Origin of the sequence: Sphingomonas sp. OK281 (genome assembly GCF_900115295.1) — a bacterium.
Lineage (GTDB): Bacteria > Pseudomonadota > Alphaproteobacteria > Sphingomonadales > Sphingomonadaceae > Sphingomonas.
In genome coordinates, this window is the sequence record NZ_FOVZ01000004.1 from 220,384 (window position 1) to 237,264 (window position 16,881).

At 66.4% G+C, this 16,881-nt stretch carries 13 protein-coding genes; 6 read left to right on the plus strand and 7 right to left on the minus strand.

Annotation, left to right across the window (positions count from 1 at the left end):
- Window positions 1–97 precede the first annotated feature (97 nt).
- Window positions 98–1,144 carry a bifunctional DNA-binding transcriptional regulator/O6-methylguanine-DNA methyltransferase Ada gene (gene ada / locus BM244_RS15360; RefSeq protein ID WP_093399772.1) on the plus strand — a complete coding sequence of 349 codons (1,047 nt, stop codon included), beginning with the start codon at window positions 98–100 and terminating at the stop codon, window positions 1,142–1,144.
- Here the strand turns inward: ada and BM244_RS15365 are convergent.
- Complete coding sequence (locus BM244_RS15365) at window positions 1,120–2,622, minus strand: S1C family serine protease (protein ID WP_093399773.1); 1,503 nt, start codon at window positions 2,620–2,622, stop codon at window positions 1,120–1,122. The two genes, ada and BM244_RS15365, sit on opposite strands and share 25 nt — an antisense overlap.
- Before the next feature lie 136 nt (window positions 2,623–2,758).
- On the opposite strand from BM244_RS15365, the gene BM244_RS15370 reads away from it, so the two are divergent.
- The 3 genes from BM244_RS15370 to BM244_RS15380 all read left to right on the plus strand — a co-directional run bounded on the left by BM244_RS15370 (window position 2,759) and on the right by BM244_RS15380 (window position 7,516).
- Window positions 2,759–4,306 (plus strand): TadA family conjugal transfer-associated ATPase, encoded by a 1,548-nt coding sequence (locus tag BM244_RS15370; protein WP_093399774.1) that lies wholly within the window; start codon window positions 2,759–2,761, stop codon window positions 4,304–4,306.
- A gap of 535 nt (window positions 4,307–4,841) precedes the next feature.
- Window positions 4,842–6,065: a S41 family peptidase gene (locus BM244_RS15375; protein WP_175518223.1), complete on the plus strand. Its 1,224-nt coding sequence runs from the start codon at window positions 4,842–4,844 to the stop codon at window positions 6,063–6,065.
- A gap of 8 nt (window positions 6,066–6,073) precedes the next feature.
- Window positions 6,074–7,516 (plus strand): hypothetical protein, encoded by a 1,443-nt coding sequence (locus BM244_RS15380; protein WP_093399775.1) that lies wholly within the window; start codon window positions 6,074–6,076, stop codon window positions 7,514–7,516.
- 15 nt (window positions 7,517–7,531) lie between these two features.
- On the opposite strand, the gene BM244_RS15385 is transcribed toward BM244_RS15380, so the two are convergent.
- The gene (locus tag BM244_RS15385) at window positions 7,532–7,717 is read right to left on the minus strand and encodes a hypothetical protein (RefSeq protein WP_093399776.1); all 186 of its coding nucleotides are present in this window, start codon (window positions 7,715–7,717) and stop codon (window positions 7,532–7,534) included.
- 3 nt (window positions 7,718–7,720) lie between these two features.
- The gene (phaR, locus tag BM244_RS15390; protein WP_093399777.1) at window positions 7,721–8,263 is read right to left on the minus strand and encodes a polyhydroxyalkanoate synthesis repressor PhaR; all 543 of its coding nucleotides are present in this window, start codon (window positions 8,261–8,263) and stop codon (window positions 7,721–7,723) included.
- Window positions 8,264–8,334: 71 nt separating this feature from the next.
- On the opposite strand from phaR, the gene BM244_RS15395 reads away from it, so the two are divergent.
- Window positions 8,335–9,336, plus strand: a complete 1,002-nt coding sequence (locus BM244_RS15395; RefSeq protein WP_254784471.1) for an alpha/beta fold hydrolase — start codon at window positions 8,335–8,337, stop codon at window positions 9,334–9,336.
- A 33-nt stretch (window positions 9,337–9,369) separates the two neighbouring features.
- Window positions 9,370–10,557, plus strand: coding sequence for an acetyl-CoA C-acetyltransferase (locus tag BM244_RS15400; protein ID WP_093399779.1), 1,188 nt, complete (start codon window positions 9,370–9,372; stop codon window positions 10,555–10,557).
- Window positions 10,558–10,646: 89 nt separating this feature from the next.
- Here BM244_RS15400 and BM244_RS15405 read toward each other — a convergent pair whose 3' ends face one another.
- From BM244_RS15405 to BM244_RS15420, 4 genes are all read right to left on the minus strand, one after another.
- Complete coding sequence (locus BM244_RS15405; protein WP_093399780.1) at window positions 10,647–13,850, minus strand: TonB-dependent receptor domain-containing protein; 3,204 nt, start codon at window positions 13,848–13,850, stop codon at window positions 10,647–10,649.
- Between the two features lie 193 nt (window positions 13,851–14,043).
- The gene (alr, locus tag BM244_RS15410) at window positions 14,044–15,072 is read right to left on the minus strand and encodes an alanine racemase (protein ID WP_093400051.1); all 1,029 of its coding nucleotides are present in this window, start codon (window positions 15,070–15,072) and stop codon (window positions 14,044–14,046) included.
- A 49-nt stretch (window positions 15,073–15,121) separates the two neighbouring features.
- Window positions 15,122–15,901: an ABC transporter ATP-binding protein gene (locus BM244_RS15415; protein ID WP_093399781.1), complete on the minus strand. Its 780-nt coding sequence runs from the start codon at window positions 15,899–15,901 to the stop codon at window positions 15,122–15,124.
- A complete protein-coding gene (locus BM244_RS15420; RefSeq protein ID WP_093399782.1) occupies window positions 15,892–16,860 on the minus strand; it encodes a FecCD family ABC transporter permease in 969 nt (322 codons plus the stop codon). The genes BM244_RS15415 and BM244_RS15420 overlap by 10 nt, the downstream gene beginning before the upstream one ends.
- Window positions 16,861–16,881: the final 21 nt, after the last annotated feature.

Here is a 16,881-nt window from a genome sequence, read left to right on the forward strand (position 1 = left end):
GGGGGTATGCACGGAAGAACGGCCGGACCGCCGATTGGCTCCGCTTTGACCGCAAGCCGCGGGATGCGCGCGCGTCGCGACCGGCTATACCGGTCCAATGAGCATCGCCCCCGACACCGAAACCGCCTGGACCGCGTTCGAAGCCCGCGACCGCGCGTGGGACGGCCGGTTCGTCGTCGGCGTGAAGACCACCGGCATCTACTGCAAGCCAAGCTGCCCCGCGCGCCACCCAAAGCGCGAGAACGTCACCTTCCACCCCGATCCGCCGAGCGCCCGCGCCGCCGGCTTCCGCGCGTGCCTGCGCTGCACCCCGGACCAAGTCGGCCGCGACCGCATCGCCGTCGCCGCCGCGGTCTCGCTGCTCGAAGCCGCCGAAGACCGCCTCTCGCTAGACGAGGTCGCCGCCAGAGTCGGCTACGCGCCGCATCATTTCCACCGCCTGTTCAAGCGCGCCACCGGCGTCACCCCGGCCGCCTACGCGCGTGCGCTCCGCACCGGCCGCACGGCCAGCGCCCTATCGGAGGACTCGACCGTGACCGAAGCGATCTACGACGCCGGCTATTCCGCCCCCAGCCGCTTTTACGAAGCCGACGCGAAGCGGCTCGGCATGCCCCCCAGCGCCTGGGCACGCGGCGGCGAAGGCGTCACGATCCGCTGGACCACTGCCGGCACGAGCTTGGGCACGCTGTTCGTCGCCGCCACCGAAAAGGGCCTGTGTCGCGTATCGTTCGACGAAGACGCGGACGAACTCCATCGCCGCTTCCCTAACGCCACGATCGAACCCAGCGACGAAGCCCTCGCGGACCTGGCGGCGCAAGTCGTCGCAGCCGTGGAATCCCCCGACCGCGACCAAGACCTCCCGCTAGACGTCCGCGGCACCGCCTTCCAGGAAGCGATCTGGCAAGCCCTACGCACCATCCCGATCGGCGAAACCCGAACCTACAGCGAACTCGCGGCCCTGGCCGGCCGCCCCGCCGCGGTTCGCGCAGCCGGCACCGCATGCGGCCAAAACCCCGTATCGATCGTCATCCCCTGCCACCGCGCCCAGCGCATCGGCGGCGCGCTCGGCGGCTATGCCTACGGGCTGGACCGCAAGCGCGCGCTACTCGCGACCGAAGCTCAGCGCGCAGACTTGCAGGAATAAACCAGCTTCTCGTTCGGCAGCGGCGGCAATACCGCACGCACCGCAGCCTGCTGCCCCGCAAGCCGACCCAACGCCGCCTCATCCATGTTGCACACGTTCGGCACGACGCCCCGCGCGGTCCGCGCCGCCTCCATCCCCGCCGCCGACATCAGATAGCGCGTGTTCGAATAGACGCGCGTCGCCGGATCGAACGACAGCACGGATACGGTCTGTTCGGCATCGGGCACCAGCACGCGGTCCCACCGGCCATTCGCGCCGACATATTGCGTCTTGCCATTCACACACCCCTTCGCGCCCCAGTCGATCGGCACGTCCTCGCTCGACGAGATCGTGATCCGGCTTCGCTCCGGGATCAGCGTGCACATCAGCTTGCCGAGCGCGGCATCGGGTGTCGATAGCCGCGTCTTGGGCAGCGCGGACAGCGGCACGTCGACCTCACCGGAGGGCCGCAACACGAACACGATGATCGCGACCAGCACGCTCAGCCCACCGACGCCCAGCGCCCACACCGCCTGCCGCCGCTGGCCACGGGATTCGAGCAACCCCGCGCTCCCGATCACCAGCGCCCCCGCCACCAGCAACAGCCCGGCGATCGCCATGACGTTCTCGCGCGCGCGCCCAGCCTCGGTCCGCGCCTTCTCCAGCGCGACCTCCCGAGTCATCGCATCCTGCGTCGCGGCGTCGCGCTTGGCGGATGCCGCATCGGCCGTCGCCCGCGCATCCGCGTCGGCGTCCTGTCGCAAGCGATCCTCGATCGACGTGCACCCCGTCCCGATCGACGCGTATGGCTGTTTCGCATCGTGGAGGAAGCCGGCCAACTCGGTATCCGCGATCGCGAACCCGAACGTCGAATCGCCCTCCTCGCCGCGTGTGATCGCCGAGTTCACCCCGATCACCCGCCCACACCGGTCGAGCAGCGGCCCGCCCGAATTGCCGCGCGCGATGCTGGCCGTGTGAAGAAGCACCTCGACGCTGCTCAACACGCGCCGCCCGGAAAGCACGCCCTCCGACCGCACCGGCGTCATCGGCCGGATATAATCCGCCGCCGACCGCGCCGTCGCCAGGTCGACGTTCCCCGGAAAGCCCAGCGACACCACCGGATCGCCCTCGGTCATCGGCCCGGTATACAGCGCGCTCGGCGGCAGGCGCGCGCCGGTGAACTCGATCAGCGCCAGGTCGCGCTGCGAATCATACGCGATCACCTTGCCCTGGTACGACTTGCTGCCCTCGGTAGGGACGATGCCGACGACGACGTTGTCGGGATAGCGCTCGGCGAGATCGACGACGTGCGCGTTGGTGACGATCCGGTTGGGCGCGATCGCAAAGCCGCTGCCGTGGCCGAAGCCGACCACCTGATCGTCGACCACCGCGATCGTCACGACGCGCACCACCCCGCGCCCGGTGGCGGCGATGTCGTCGGCCGATGCCGAGCTGGCCAACCCGAAGGTCAGCGCGAGGAGGAGCAGCAGGCGGATCATGCGCCTGCCTTCGGGGAGTTCTTGACCGCGATCAACCCTTCGCGCTCGGCAGGACGATATCCGCCATTCCGGTTTGGTTAGCGAATTATCAAGCCTTGGCGCCTACCCCGGTGCGCAATCATCCAGGGATTTGGGCATGAGCGCATTCGGGCGTCGTAATGGCATAAGCGGAGGGCAAGCGGCCCGGCCCGCATTCGGCGTCGCGCGGCCCATGCAAGGGGGGCCTGCGCAAGGCGGCCCCGCGCCGCGTCCCGAACAGGAGGGTGGCGCGCAATTTCCGCCGATCGACTCGCTGCCGATGCCCGGCGAGACCGACGGCTTCGGCCCCGGCACGATGCCCGGCGCGCAGATCGACGCGATGCAGCGCCTCTCCGATCGCCAGAACGCCAGCGGCGAAGCGGGCAACAGCCGCGTCGAGGGCTTCGAGCAATCGATCCACAAGATCAAGGAACAGGTCCTGCCGCGCCTGCTCGAACGCGTCGATCCAGAGGCGGCAGCGACGCTCGGCAAGGACGAACTTGCCGAGGAATTCCGCCCGATCATCGGTGAAGTCCTCGCCGAGCTGAAACTGACGCTCAACCGTCGCGAACAGTTCGCGCTGGAAAAGGTGCTGGTCGACGAGTTGCTCGGGCTCGGGCCTTTGGAAGAATTGCTGGCGGATCCGAACATCACCGACATCATGGTGAACGGTCCCGACCAGACCTATGTCGAGCGCAAGGGCAAGCTCGAACTCGCACCGATCCAGTTCCGCGACGAGGAGCATCTGTTCCAGATCGCGCAGCGGATCGTGAACTCGGTCGGCCGCCGCGTCGATCAAACGTCGCCGCTCGCCGATGCGCGCCTGAAGGACGGCTCGCGCGTCAACGTGATCGTGCCGCCGCTGAGCTTGCGCGGTACCGCGATCTCGATCCGTAAGTTCTCGGCGAAACCGATCACGCTCGACATGATGGCGAGCTTCGGATCGATGTCGCCGAAGATGGCGACCGCGCTGAAGATCGCCGGCGCCTCGCGCTTCAACGTCGTGATCTCGGGCGGTACCGGTTCGGGCAAGACGACGATGCTCAACGCGTTGTCGAAGATGATCGACCCCGGCGAGCGCGTGCTGACGATCGAGGACGCCGCCGAGCTTCGCCTGCAACAGCCGCACTGGCTCCCGCTCGAGACGCGGCCCGCCAATCTGGAGGGTCAGGGCGAAATCTCGATCCGCGATCTCGTCAAGAACGCGCTGCGTATGCGGCCGGACCGGATCATCCTTGGCGAAATTCGTGGCTCCGAGTGTTTCGACATGCTCGCCGCCATGAACACCGGTCACGACGGCTCGATGTGCACGCTCCACGCCAACTCCCCGCGCGAGGCGCTTGCGCGTATGGAGAACATGGTGATGATGTCCGACATCAAGGTGCCCAAGGAAGCGATCTCGCGCCAGATCGCGGACTCGGTCGAGCTGATCATCCAGGTGAAGCGCCTCCGCGATGGCTCGCGCCGCGTGACCAACATCACCGAGGTGATCGGGATGGAAGGCCCGGTGATCGTCACGCAGGAGCTGTTCAAGTTCGAATATATGGATGAGTCGGCCGACGGGAAAATCCTGGGCGAATACCGCTCGATGGGGTTGCGGCCGTACACGCTGGAGAAGGCCAAGCAGTTCGGGTTCGACCAGGCGTATCTGGAGGCGTGCCTGTAGGGGAGTCGCCGATTGCACCCACCTCCTCGACTGTTACCGTCCCTGTTAAGCCGATCACCTGGGCGTAGGCCACCACCCCGGCGGAGGCCGGGGCCCAGTTGGAAAGGTGGCAATGACCGAGCGTGGTCCGCTGTCATTACCGTCCCCCAACTGGGCCCCGGCCTCCGCCGGGGTGGCGGCCGTTGCGAACGTTGAATGCATCCCGAACTGTTCGCTAGGCTGCCCTCGGCACGCTAGTTCGCCGGGCTGATCGCAAGACTGGTTCAAGCCACTGCACGCCCCTCCTACCGTTGCCTCGCGAACGCGGGGGGCCAGGAGTTACGAACGCCCCCGCTTGCGACCCCGGACTCTCCCGTTCGCGGGAGAACAATTATTGTTTCACGAAGCCAAGCTTACCTGGATCAAGATAAGCGCGCCGTGCCAAGCGGATACTGCCCTGCAGGCAAGCACGCCGCATCGATCCCCACCCCATCTCCACCCCGCCCCGGCAAAGCCCGCTTGTACCCATCACCCGACCCGCTAGGGACAACGCGACATGCGCCGCGCCCTGCTCACACTCGTCCCGCTGATCGCGGTCCTCTTCGTATCGGCGCGCGAACCCTCGAAATCCACGCCGGCGACCGCGACCTCCCCCGCCGCGCGTGACCGCGGCGTCTACCACCTCGCTACCGATGCCGAGGCCCGCTGGATCCCGTTCGACCTCACCCCCGGCAACCAGATCCGCTTCACGATGCAGCTTGACGGCCGCGACGTCACCGCGATCCTGGATACCGGAGTCAGCTACAGCTTGCTCGCCAAGGCCTCGCCCGCGGTCGATCCCGCCAAGCTGGCCGCCGGCGGCAGCGCAACCGCGATCGGCGGATCGGTCGCACTCGGCTGGATGCCGACGCGCTCGATTGCACTCGGGGGCCTAGCGCGGACCGGCGGCGGCGTGACCGTCGCTGACCTGCCCGCGATCGCCACGGGTAGCGCGTCCGCGGTCGACCTGCTGGTCGGCGCCGACATGCTCGCCGGCCACGCGCTCGACATCGATTACGCCGCCAAGCGCTTCCGCCTGCTCCGCTCCGGCCGCCTGCCGTTCAAGGGCGAGAGCGCACCGCTCCGCGTCTCCGCAGAGCGCAGCGTGTACGAAAGCGTGCTGACGCTGGGCAGCCGACAGCTCGCGCCGATCGTCGTCGATACCGGCGATGGCTCATCGATCACCGTCACGGCGACGGGCTGGGAGGCGGCAAACCTGAAGGCGTTGCGCACCACCAGCGCGATCTCGTTCGGACTAGCCGGCCCGGCGGTCAGCGGCCTCGCGATCGTCCCGGAAATCCGTATCGGCGAGATGGTCGCGCGCGCGGCCGAGGTTCGGATCGAGCCCGCCGGCGGCTTCTCGCAGGCGATCGGCACCGCAGGCCGGATCGGCTCGGGCTTCCTCCAGAATTACCGCGTCCTGCTCGATCCCGGCGCACGGCGCATGGTGCTCAGCCGAGGTCCCAAGGCCGACCTGCCGCCGCCGCGTTCGACCAGCGGGTTGCTCATCGGCATCGAGAAGAACCGACTGAAAATCCTTCATGTCATGCGCGGCGGCCCGGCAGCCGCCTCGGGCTGGAAGGACGGCGACCTGATCTGCACGATCGATGGTACGCCCGTCACCAGTGGCTATTCGACGAGCCCGATCGCGTCATGGACCGCGGGCATGCCCGGTCGCGTCGTGACGCTCGGACTGTGCGACGGCACGACACGCAAGCTCGAATTGACGCATTTTTATTAGGACTGCCCATGTTTAGCCTGCGTCACCGATCGGGGCAGGCAATCTTGCTGCTTCTCGTCGCCTTCGCCCTCCGTAGTCCGTTCTTCGGCAATCCGGTGATCCATAGCGACGAGCAATTCTACCTGCTGGTCGGCGATCGCCTGCTGCAGGGCGCATGGCCGTTCGTCGACATCTTCGATCGCAAGCCGGTCGGCCTGTTCCTGATCTTCGCCGCCATCCGCAGCGTCGGCGGCGATGGCGTGCTGATGTACCAGCTTGCCGCGACCTTGGTCGCGGCCACCACGGCATTCCTGGTCGCCCGGATCGTCAGCCGCCTGTCTCCCGATGACTCGAGCCCGGTGGCGAGCGTCGGCGCGGGTCTGATCTATCTCGTCTGGATCATCGTGTTCGACGGGGCGGGCGGGCAGTCCGCGGTATGGGGCAATGCCTTGATGGCGGCCGCTGCACTACTGGTGCTCGATACGACGCGCGGCCACCGGCATATCAGCCTGCGGGGTGCGGGTGCGATGCTGCTGATCGGCACGGCGATGCAGATCAAGTACACTGCGATGTTCGAGGGTATATTCTTCGGCCTGACACTGTTGTGGGCGGCGCATCGTGATGGGCGGTCGATCGGTCGCCTTGCCGCCGATGCAGCCATGTGGATTGGCGCAGCGCTGTTCCCGACCGCGCTCGCATGGGTAATCTATGCCGCGGCCGGTCACGGCGATGCCTTCGTCTTCGCCAATTTCCTGTCGATCTTCGGGCAGCGGGACGACGATACGCTCCGTTCCAACCTGTTGAAGCTGTTGGGCGGCGTCGGCCTGAGCTTGCCGCTCGCCTGGCTTGCATGGCGCGGGAGACGGGCCGGCAGCTTCGCGCTCGGATGGGTGGCCGCAGCGGTGATCGCGATCCTCATCATGCACACGTTCGAGCTGCTCTACATGCTGCCTCTCGCACTGCCGCTGTCGATCGCCGCCGGCACCGGACTGGCAGGCCCGACCGTCCGCGCGACGATATTCCGCCTTGCCTCCGTGCTGGTCTTCGGCGCGCTGGCAGCGACCATCCTGACGAACGTCCGCGTCGGACGGCGCGGCAACGCTCGCCAGATCGCACAACTCGTCGAGATGATTGGCCAGCAGCCGCGCGGCTGCATGTTCGCCTATGGCAGCGAGCCGATCCTCTACTTCCTCACCCGGTCCTGCCTGCCGACGCCTTATATCTTCCGCAGCCATCTGGGCCAGACGACCGAGGCGCACGGCACGGGGATCGATCCGGTCGTGGAGGTCGCACGGTTGCTCGCGGCCCGCCCCGGCGTGATCGTGGTGCGGGCGCCCAAGCCCAGCACGAACCTCGCGACCCAGGCGCTGGTCCTTCGCGCCATCGCCACGCGCTATCGACTGGTAGGCTCGGTGAAGATCGGCGAGTTGCGCCAGAGCGTCTATCGCCTGCGCACCGACGCGTCCCACTGACGAGGCGCCGCGACCTCAGGTCTTGAACGCGAGCCCGATCGTTACCGCGAGGCCGATCAGCGCCAGCATCTGCACGGTCAGCCAATCGACCCAGCCGACCGAGTCCGGATCGTGCCGCCGTCGCCTGCGACGCTCGCCCAGACCCGCAACGACGGCGATCGCAGCGAGTCCCCCGCCAGCACTCCACAACACAGGCGTCATACCTCAGCCGAGCTTCTCGACCTTTTCCTGCAATTTCGCGAGTTCGCTGCGCAACGCCGCGATCTCGTCGTCTTTGCTGGCGGCGGGGGCTGGCGTCGCCGCGGCCGGTGTCATCGCCTGCGCGGCGACGTCGAACATCGCCAGGTTGCGCTTGGCAATGTCGGCGAACGGCGAGTTCGCGAACGCGCCCTCTACCGCGGACTTGAACTGGTCGTGGTTGCGACGGAAGCTGTCCATCGACGCCTCGAGATAGCCCGGCACCATCGTCTGCATCGAATCGCCGTACATCGAGATCAGCTGGCGCAGGAAGTTCACCGGCATCATCGTCTCGCCGCGGCTCTCCTCCTCCATGATGATCTGCGTGAGGACGTTGTGCGTGATGTCCTCGTCGGTCTTCGCATCGACCACCTTGAAGTCGCGGCCCTCGCGCGTCATCGTCGCGAGATGATCGAGCGTGATGTAGGATGACGACTCGGTGTTATAGAGCCGCCTGTTGGCGTACTTCTTGATGATGACGATTCCGTCGGCAGCCGGTTGCTTCTTCATGGATCCCCCGTCTTATGTTTGAAACGGAGGCTACAGTCTTTGATGACGCACCGCAACACGGTCCAAGGCCCTTGCCCTTGTTCCTGTCCGTGCTGCGCAGCGAGACCGCAGCATCGCCGGATCGCATGGCCCAAGCTTTAGCCGGATTGCGCGCCTATCAGCGCGCGCCGCGAGAGAAACCCCTCGATCCGAAGCCTGCGATCCACCGCGCCGGACGCGTCTCGTTGCGCGATTACGGCGGTGAGGGCCGTCCCGTCGTGTTCGTCCCGTCTCTGATAAACCCGCCTGACATCCTCGATCATTCGCCCGAGTCTTCGCTGGTGCAGTGGACAGCCTCGCAGGGGTTTCGTGCCTTGCTCGTCGATTGGGGATCGCCCGGCAACGAGGACCGCGACCTCGATCTGGCGGCGCATGTCGAGCGGTTGCTGGTGCCGCTGCTCGAGGTGCTGCCCGAGCCGCCGGTGCTGGTCGGCTATTGCCTCGGCGGCACGCTCGCACTCGGCGCCGCCGCGATCACTCGCGTAGCCGGGGTCGCGACGATCGCCGCGCCCTGGCACTTCGCCGGCTATGGCGAAGGCCGTCCCACGCTCGCCGCGACCTGGGCCGCCGTACAACCTGCCGCGGCGATGCTCGGCCTGCTCCCGATGGAAGTCCTGCAAGCCGGCTTCTGGCAACTCGACCCGGTCCGCACCATCGCCAAATACGAGAGTTTCGCCGACCTCCCCCCAGACAGCGACGCAGCACGCGCATTCGTCCGACTCGAGGATTGGGCGAACGCCGGCGCCCCCCTTCCCTACGCCGCCGCCGCCTCGCTGTTCGAGGACTGCATCGCCAACGACTTGCCAGGCAAAGGGCAGTGGACGGTCGCCGGCATCCCGGTCGATCCGCTCGCGCTCGCCTGCCCGACGGTCGAGTTCGTATCGCTCAGCGATCGCATCGTCCCCGCCGCTACCGCGATCGGCCTCGCCGACCGCCGCGACCTCGGTGCCGGCCATGTCGGCATGATCGTCGGCCGCTCGGCACGCGCGCGTCTCTGGGAACCGCTCGCCAACTGGATCGCCGCGCTCGCCTGACCTACATGGGGTCCAACCATAGAGGATCCCGACATGACCGATCTCAATCCGAACGACGTCGTCATCACCGCCGCCAAGCGCACCCCCGTCGGCAGCTTCCTGGGCGCCTTTGCTTCAACTCCGGCGCACGAACTCGGCCGCATCGCGATCGAAGCCGCGCTCGAACAGGCTGGCGTCGCTGGCGAAGACGTCTCCGAAGTCATCCTCGGCCAGGTCCTTACCGCAGCCCAGGGCCAGAATCCCGCCCGCCAGGCCTCGATGGCCGCCGGCGTCCCCAAGGAAATCCCCGCCTGGGGCGTCAACCAGGTCTGCGGTTCGGGCCTTCGCGCCGTCGCGCTGGCCGCACAGGCGATCCAGACCGGCGACGCGACCATCGTCGTCGCCGGTGGCCAGGAATCGATGTCGCTCTCCGCGCATGCCCAATCGATCCGCGGCGGGCAGAAGATGGGCAATCTCAGCCTCGTCGACACGATGGTCAGCGATGGCCTGACCGACGTCTTCAACGGCTATCACATGGGCATCACGGCCGAGAACCTTGCCGAGCAATACCAGGTCACGCGCGGCGAGCAGGATGCGTTCTCGGTCGCCTCACAGAACAAGGCCGAGGCCGCGCGCGGCTCGGGGCGTTTTAAGGAAGAGATCGCCCCCGTCACGATCAAAGGCCGCAAGGGCGATACCATCGTTGCCGACGACGAATACATCCGCGCCGGCGCGACGATCGAGAGCGTCTCCAGCGTGAAGCCCGCCTTCAAGAAGGACGGCACGGTTACCGCCGCCAACGCCAGCGGCCTCAACGACGGCGCCGCTGCGCTCGTCATGATGCGCCGCGACGAAGCCGAACGCCGCGGCTCGACCATCCTCGCGACGATCAAGAGCTGGGCATCGGCTGGCGTCGACCCGTCGATCATGGGCATCGGCCCCGTCCCCGCTACCAAGCGCGCGCTGGAAAAGGCCGGCTGGACACTCGCCGACCTCGACCTGATCGAGGCCAACGAAGCCTTCGCGGCGCAGGCGCTGTCGGTCGGCAAGGAACTCGGCTGGGACGCATCGAAGGTCAACGTCAACGGCGGCGCGATCGCGATCGGCCACCCGATCGGCGCCAGCGGCGCCCGCGTCCTGACGACGCTGATCTACGAAATGCAGAAGCGCGATGCGAAGAAGGGGCTGGCGACCTTGTGCATCGGCGGCGGCATGGGAATCGCGATGTGTCTGGAACGGTAGAAGGTCGGTTCCAACCCTTCTATCCTAAACGAAAAAGGCAGCCCGATCGCTCGGGCTGCCTTTTTATACGTGTCAGACTTCCAGTTCGATCAGAACTTGCCGTTCACGCTCACCGCGAACCGACGACCGATGAGATCGCTGTAGCTGGCAGGGATGATGATGCCGTTATACTTCTGGCCGACGCGGTTGAGCAGGTTCGTCACCGCGAACGTGATGCGGAACCGGTCACTGGCGTTGACGTAGACGCTTGGGTTGATCGTCACGAAGTCGTTCAGCTTGTCGATTTCGCGGATGTCCGGACCGCGGCTGACACGCGAGAACAACTGTTCACCGATGTAGTTGAACGAACTCGTGATCCCGAAGTCCTCGTGGATGTAGCCGATGTTGACCTGCCCCTGGAAGGTCGGGTCGCCCAGCGTACCGTCGGTCCGAACGGGGGCGACACCCGTGATGTCGTTGACCCGCTCGAGTGCCACGAACAGATTGGCACGCATCGCGATCGAGCCTGGTAGGTTCAGCCCGGTCAGAGGACGGTTATAGACCAACTCCGACTGGATCCCCTCGAACTTCACGCGGTTGCCGTTGACGAAACCGCTGCTGACGCCGGGGTTTGCCGGATCGTTGATGACCTGGCCGCCAATACCGCGGCCGTTAGCCGCCGTCCCGGCAGAGCCTTGAGCATAGCGACGGATTTGCGAACAGAACGCATTCCCGTTTGCCGGATCGGCAGCGTTGAACGTCGCGTTATCGAAGCACGCCGACGCGATCTGCGCGACGGTCAAACTGGCAATGGGGTTGGAGATCTTGATGTTCACATAGTCCACGGTCAGCGACAGCCCTGGAATGAACCGTGGCTGCAGCACGACGCCATACGTAAAGCTCTTCGCGACTTCGTTCTGCAAGGTGATGTTGCCACCGTTGCGCCCCGGTACCGTGGCCGCAGCAGCGTCGAGCGGGGTAGCGTTCGGGAACGACGTCAGGAACGCAGCGCAATTCCGGGCACGGTTCGCCGGTGCAGCGCCAGCATTGATGTTCGCGGGCGAGCACAGGTCGGGTACCGTCGTGAACACGTTGGCCACTGGCGAGAACAACTCGGTAATCGCCGGTGCGCGGAACGACTTGGTGTAGTTACCGCGGAACATGATGTCCCGGATCGGCGCGATCGAGATACCGCCAGCATAAGCCGTGAACCCGCCATTGACCGTGTTGTCGACATGACGGCCGCTGGCATTCAACTGCAACGAGCTAAGGAACGACAGGCCATTCCTCGGTGCGACGATCGGGAGAATGACTTCGCCGAATACTTCGTCGACATTGTACCGGCCAGCCACCGGCAGGATCGCGACCGAACGTCCCAGACCCTGCTGCTCGAACGTGCTCGGCGTAAAGCTGCCGCGCTCTTCGCGGTGCTCGAAACCGATGTTGAAGCCCTGCTCGTTCCCGAACAGTTCGAAAGGCTGACCACCGATATTGGCGTTGTAGACGATCTGCTCGAGCCGGCTGTTCGTCACGTTCTGCGATATGATGTAGGCACGCGCTTCGGGGCTCGACAGGCCTTCGCCGAGCAAGTTCAGCGGGACGCACGACGCGTCAGCGATCGGCGTGCCACCGGGTGCAGCCTGTACCGCCGGCGTGGCGGTGCAGACGATCTGACCCGCGGCGTTGCGGGTCACGTTGACCGCGTTGATGAAGCGCTGTGCATTGATGTCCTGCCGGGTATCGCGAATGTCGACGCGGCCGACGTTGCTGCTCACTTCATAGTTGAAGCTGCGTCCGCCGATCTTGAAGTCGCCGCGTGCACCGGCAACCGCGCGATACTGCTTGTTGGTCGAGAAGCCGGTGAGATCCGCGAGATCGAGCGAAGCGCGCGAGACCTGGAAACGCTGGACGCCGAGCGCGGTCAGCTGCGCCCGTGCCTGGTTCGTCAGGAACGGGCTGGCCGTGGTGAAGGTCAACGCACCGCTCAGGCCGCCGAACAGGCTGCTGTTGAACGTCGGTTGCTGGACCAGTTCGTCGCCGCGAGACTGGAAATACGTCGCCTCGACGAACACCTTGAACGCGTCCGAGAAATCATATCCGGCAAAACCGTTGAACACGTTGCGGCGCAGGTCGCTGGTAATCTGAGAATAGTCGTTGAACCGGAAGCCGTCGCCGCCGCTGGCCTGCTGGACGCTTAGGAACCGGATCCCGCGGTTGAACGGAACGAGGTTGCCGCTGCGATCGAACTGATAGTTCTGGACCGCACCCGCCACGGCGCCCGTGCCGTTGACGTTCGAAAACGCCGAGGTGATCAGCCCGCCGCCGGTCAGCAATGGCAGCGTACGATCGCGGACCAGGATGGAGCCCGGGATGCCATCGGTTGCCGAATTGTTGAAGCCGATCGCCGTGTTGATACGACCGTCATTGGCAGCCGTCGTGCCTGCGGGACGGCCAAGTGCCGCTGCCTGCGCGGTCGTAGGGTTATCCGCGGAACCGACATTGTCGCGCAGGAAATCGCGCGAATTGTACAGTAAGCCCTTTTGGTAATCGCGCGTGTAGGCCAGCGTGATGTTGCCACGGCCTTCGTCGAAGTCGACGCCGCCTGCGATCGCTGCATTGTAGCGGAACGCATCGCCTTCTTCAGTAACGCCACTGGTCGCGCTGTAGCGAATGCCCTTGAGGCGCGTATCGAGCACGTAGTTCACGGTGGCCGCAATCGCGTCCGACCCATAGGTAGTCGCGCCGACCGTGGAGATGATTTCCGTGTGATCCAGCAACAGCGTCGGGATCACGTTGACATCAACCTGCGTGCCGGCACTGCCCTGATTGAAGATCGTGTTGACGTTCGACGAGACCGCTCTGCGCCCATTGATGAGCGTCAGTGTGCGGTTCGAGCCGAGGTTGAGAGCGTTGATGAAATTGACGCCCTGCCCGAACGAGCCCTGCGCGCCGGCGGGCGTGATGCTGCCACGGATGCCGGGGATTTCATTCAGCGCGTCGGCGGCGTTGGTCAGGCCGCGGTTGGACAGATACTGGTTGCCGATGACCGTGACCGGCACCGTGCCCTCGATGTTCGGCAGTCGGACGCGCGATCCGGTAACGGTGATTTCACCATCGGCAGATTCCGCACGCGATGCGCCATCCGCACCCAGCGCTGGCTCGCCCGATACCGGCGTGCACCGTGATCCGTCCGCCAGCCGCTCTTCCCCCGGCGCACATTGTGGCGTCGTCGTGACCTGCGCATCCGCGCTAGCCGCATACCCTGCCGCCAGCAGTGCGAGCGCAGACGCTCGAGCCAAATATGAATGTCGCATTGATCAAAAGCCCCCGGTTGTTATTTTTCTCCTATCAAGGTTAAGCGGGGGACGAGCGATTGAACAAACCTAAAACACTGACATCAGGCGTTTTACATGCAGAATGTTGCGAGAATGACACAAAACGGCAACATTTCTGACGCGAAATGCCGTAGTTGATGTCATGAAAAAACAGTTCGCGGGACGGGGGTGATCAGCCTCGCCAGCATCGGGAAAGACGTCGTCCCAGACTCGTCAGAAGCTCATATTGCGACATGCCCGATGCGCGCGATGCGCTCGCCAGATCGGTCTCGAAGGTCACCCAGTCGCCTTCGTTCGCTGATGGCTCGAGACGTACGTCGAGCGCCACCAGGTCCATCGAGACACGACCGATGACATTCAGCCCGGTTGTCCCGATCATCGCCGTGCCACGATCGGAAAAGCCGCGAAAATAACCGTCGGCATAGCCTAGGTTGATGATCGCGACTTCGGTGTCGGTCGTCGCGGTCCACGTTGCGTTGTAGCCGACGGTTTGCCCCGCAGGTACGCGCCGACGCTGCAGGATCTGCGCTTCGATTCTGGCGACGGGACGAATGACGTCCGCCAGATCGGCGCACGGAACCCCGCCATACAGCGCCAGCCCCGGTCGAGTCAGGTCGAACGCATAGCCATCGAGCGCAATGCCCGCGGAGTTGGCGAGGCTCATGCGCTTTGCCGATGTCGTGCCCGTCAGCGCGGCAAACCGGTCGCGCTGTACCGCGTTCATGGGAGAATCCTCCTCGGCGCAGGCAAGGTGGCTCATCAGCGTATCGATCTGGAGCGTGTCGAGCAGGCCGTCTGCGATGTCGGCCGCCGAGACGCCAAGGCGGTTCATACCGGTGTCGACCATGACGTCGCACGCGCCGCCGCCGGCCGCTTTCCAACGGGCGACTTGCGTCGGGGTGTTGAGAACCGGGCGGGCGAAGCCGGCGGCTGCGGCGGCCATGTCTTCGTCGCGGACGCCGTGAAGAACAGACACGGTCAGGCCCAGCGGCGCGAGTTCGGCGGCTTCCTGCCAGTTCGAAACGAAGAAATCGCGGCAGCCGGCCTGCGCCAACCGCCGTGCGACCTCGATCGCGCCGAGGCCGTAGCCGTTCGCCTTTACCGCGGCGCCGCACGCCGCGGTGCCGCTCACGCGGTCGAGCGTCCGCCAGTTCTGGACGAGGGCATCGCTGTCGAGGCGCAGGCGGAGCGGGGCGGGAATGTCGATCACCCGGCGCGGGATAGTGCCCCCGGCCGGGCGCGTCGACCGTCTATGCCCGTTCGATGCGTCCGACCGGCACGAGCAGGCGGCGGCCATCGTCTTCGAGGGCGGCAACGCGGACCCCGAACACCCGCGCCAGCGCGTCCGCAGTCATCACCTCGGCGACCGGACCAAACGCGACGACGCGGCCATCGGCGATCAGCAGCGCATCGTCGGCCGCACGCTGCGCCTGGACGAGGTCGTGCAACACGATCGCCACCCCTGCCCCGCCGAGCGCATAGCCGCGCAGGCGGGCCAGCAGGTCGATCTGGTGCGAGGGATCGAGGCTCGCGAGCGGTTCGTCGGCGAGCAGCCAGCGCGGTTCGCCCGCCAGCACGCGCGCCAACAGGACGCGCGCACGTTCGCCCCCGGAGAGTTCGCCGACCGGACGATCCGCGAGATGCACCGTCTCGGTATCGTGCATCGCGCGCTCTACCGCCGCGTGGTCGGCAGGCGACGGCGCGGCGTGCGCGCCGAGATGCGGCAGGCGGCCTAACGCGACGACGTCGCGTGCGACGATATTCCAGTGCACCGTCGCGTCCTGCGGGAGATAGCCGATCGCGCGGGCTCTAGCGCGTGGGTCCATCGTTGCGACGTCCTGTGCGTTGAGCCGGACGCTGCCGGTGCTGCGATCGACGAGCGCCGCGGCAGCCTTGATCAGCGTGCTCTTGCCGGCGCCGTTGGGACCGAGGATCGCGGTGACCCGGCCGGGGCGGAAATGTGCCGACACGTCGGTGAGGACGGTGCGCTTGCCGAGCTTCACGCCCAGCGCGTCGATGATCAGATCCATGCGCGACCCCGTTCCCTGACCAGCAACCCCAGGAAGAACGGCGCGCCGATCATCGCCATCGCCACGCCGAGCCGGACTTCGCCAGCGCCCGGTGCAAGACGCACGAGGCTGTCGGCAGCGAGCACCAGCGCTGCGCCACCGAGTGCGGAGGGCAGCAGCAACGCGCCCGGGCGGTGGCCGAAGATCGGGCGCAACAGATGCGGCACGACGAGGCCGACGAAGCCGATCACGCCGGTCACCGCGACGCCCGCGCCGACGACCAGGCCGGTGCCGAGCACGACCAGCAACCGGACGCGGCCCATCCGTGTCCCGAGCGACCGCGCCGCCGCCTCGCCCAGCGCCAGCGCATCGAGCGACCGGCCGGTGAGCAACAGCAGCACCGCGCCAACCGCCATCGGCGGCAGCGCGAGCGCCACGTCGTCCCAGCCGCGATCGGTCAGCGCACCCATGATCCAGTCGATCACCTCGGCGACCGCATAGGGGTTCGGCGCGATCGAGATCAGGAACGCGGTCAGCGCGCCGGCGAGGCTCGACAGCACCGTGCCCGCCAGGATGAAGGTGATCGCGCTCGGCGACCGCCATGTCAGCGCGGCGAGCAATGCGACCGCGCCGCCTGCACCCAGCATCGCGGCGGCGAAGATCGCGGGGCCCGAGCCGAGCCCGAACACGATCGCCGCCACCGCGGCCAGCGCCGCGACCGAGGACACGCCCACCACCGCAGGATCGGCGAGCGGGTTGCGAAGATAGCCTTGCAGCACCGCGCCCGAAAGCCCGAGCGTCGCGCCCAGTGCGAGCCCCAGCACCGCACGGGGCAGGCGCAGTTCGAGGATGATCCACCACCGCGGGTCGCTGGAGAACCAGGCGGAAGCCGGCACCCACACCTTGCCGCAGCCGAGCGACAGGCCGAACAGCACGATCACGAGCAGGCTGAGCGCGATGAGTTTGAGGGAGCGGGTCATCAGAACGCCTACTCGCCCATA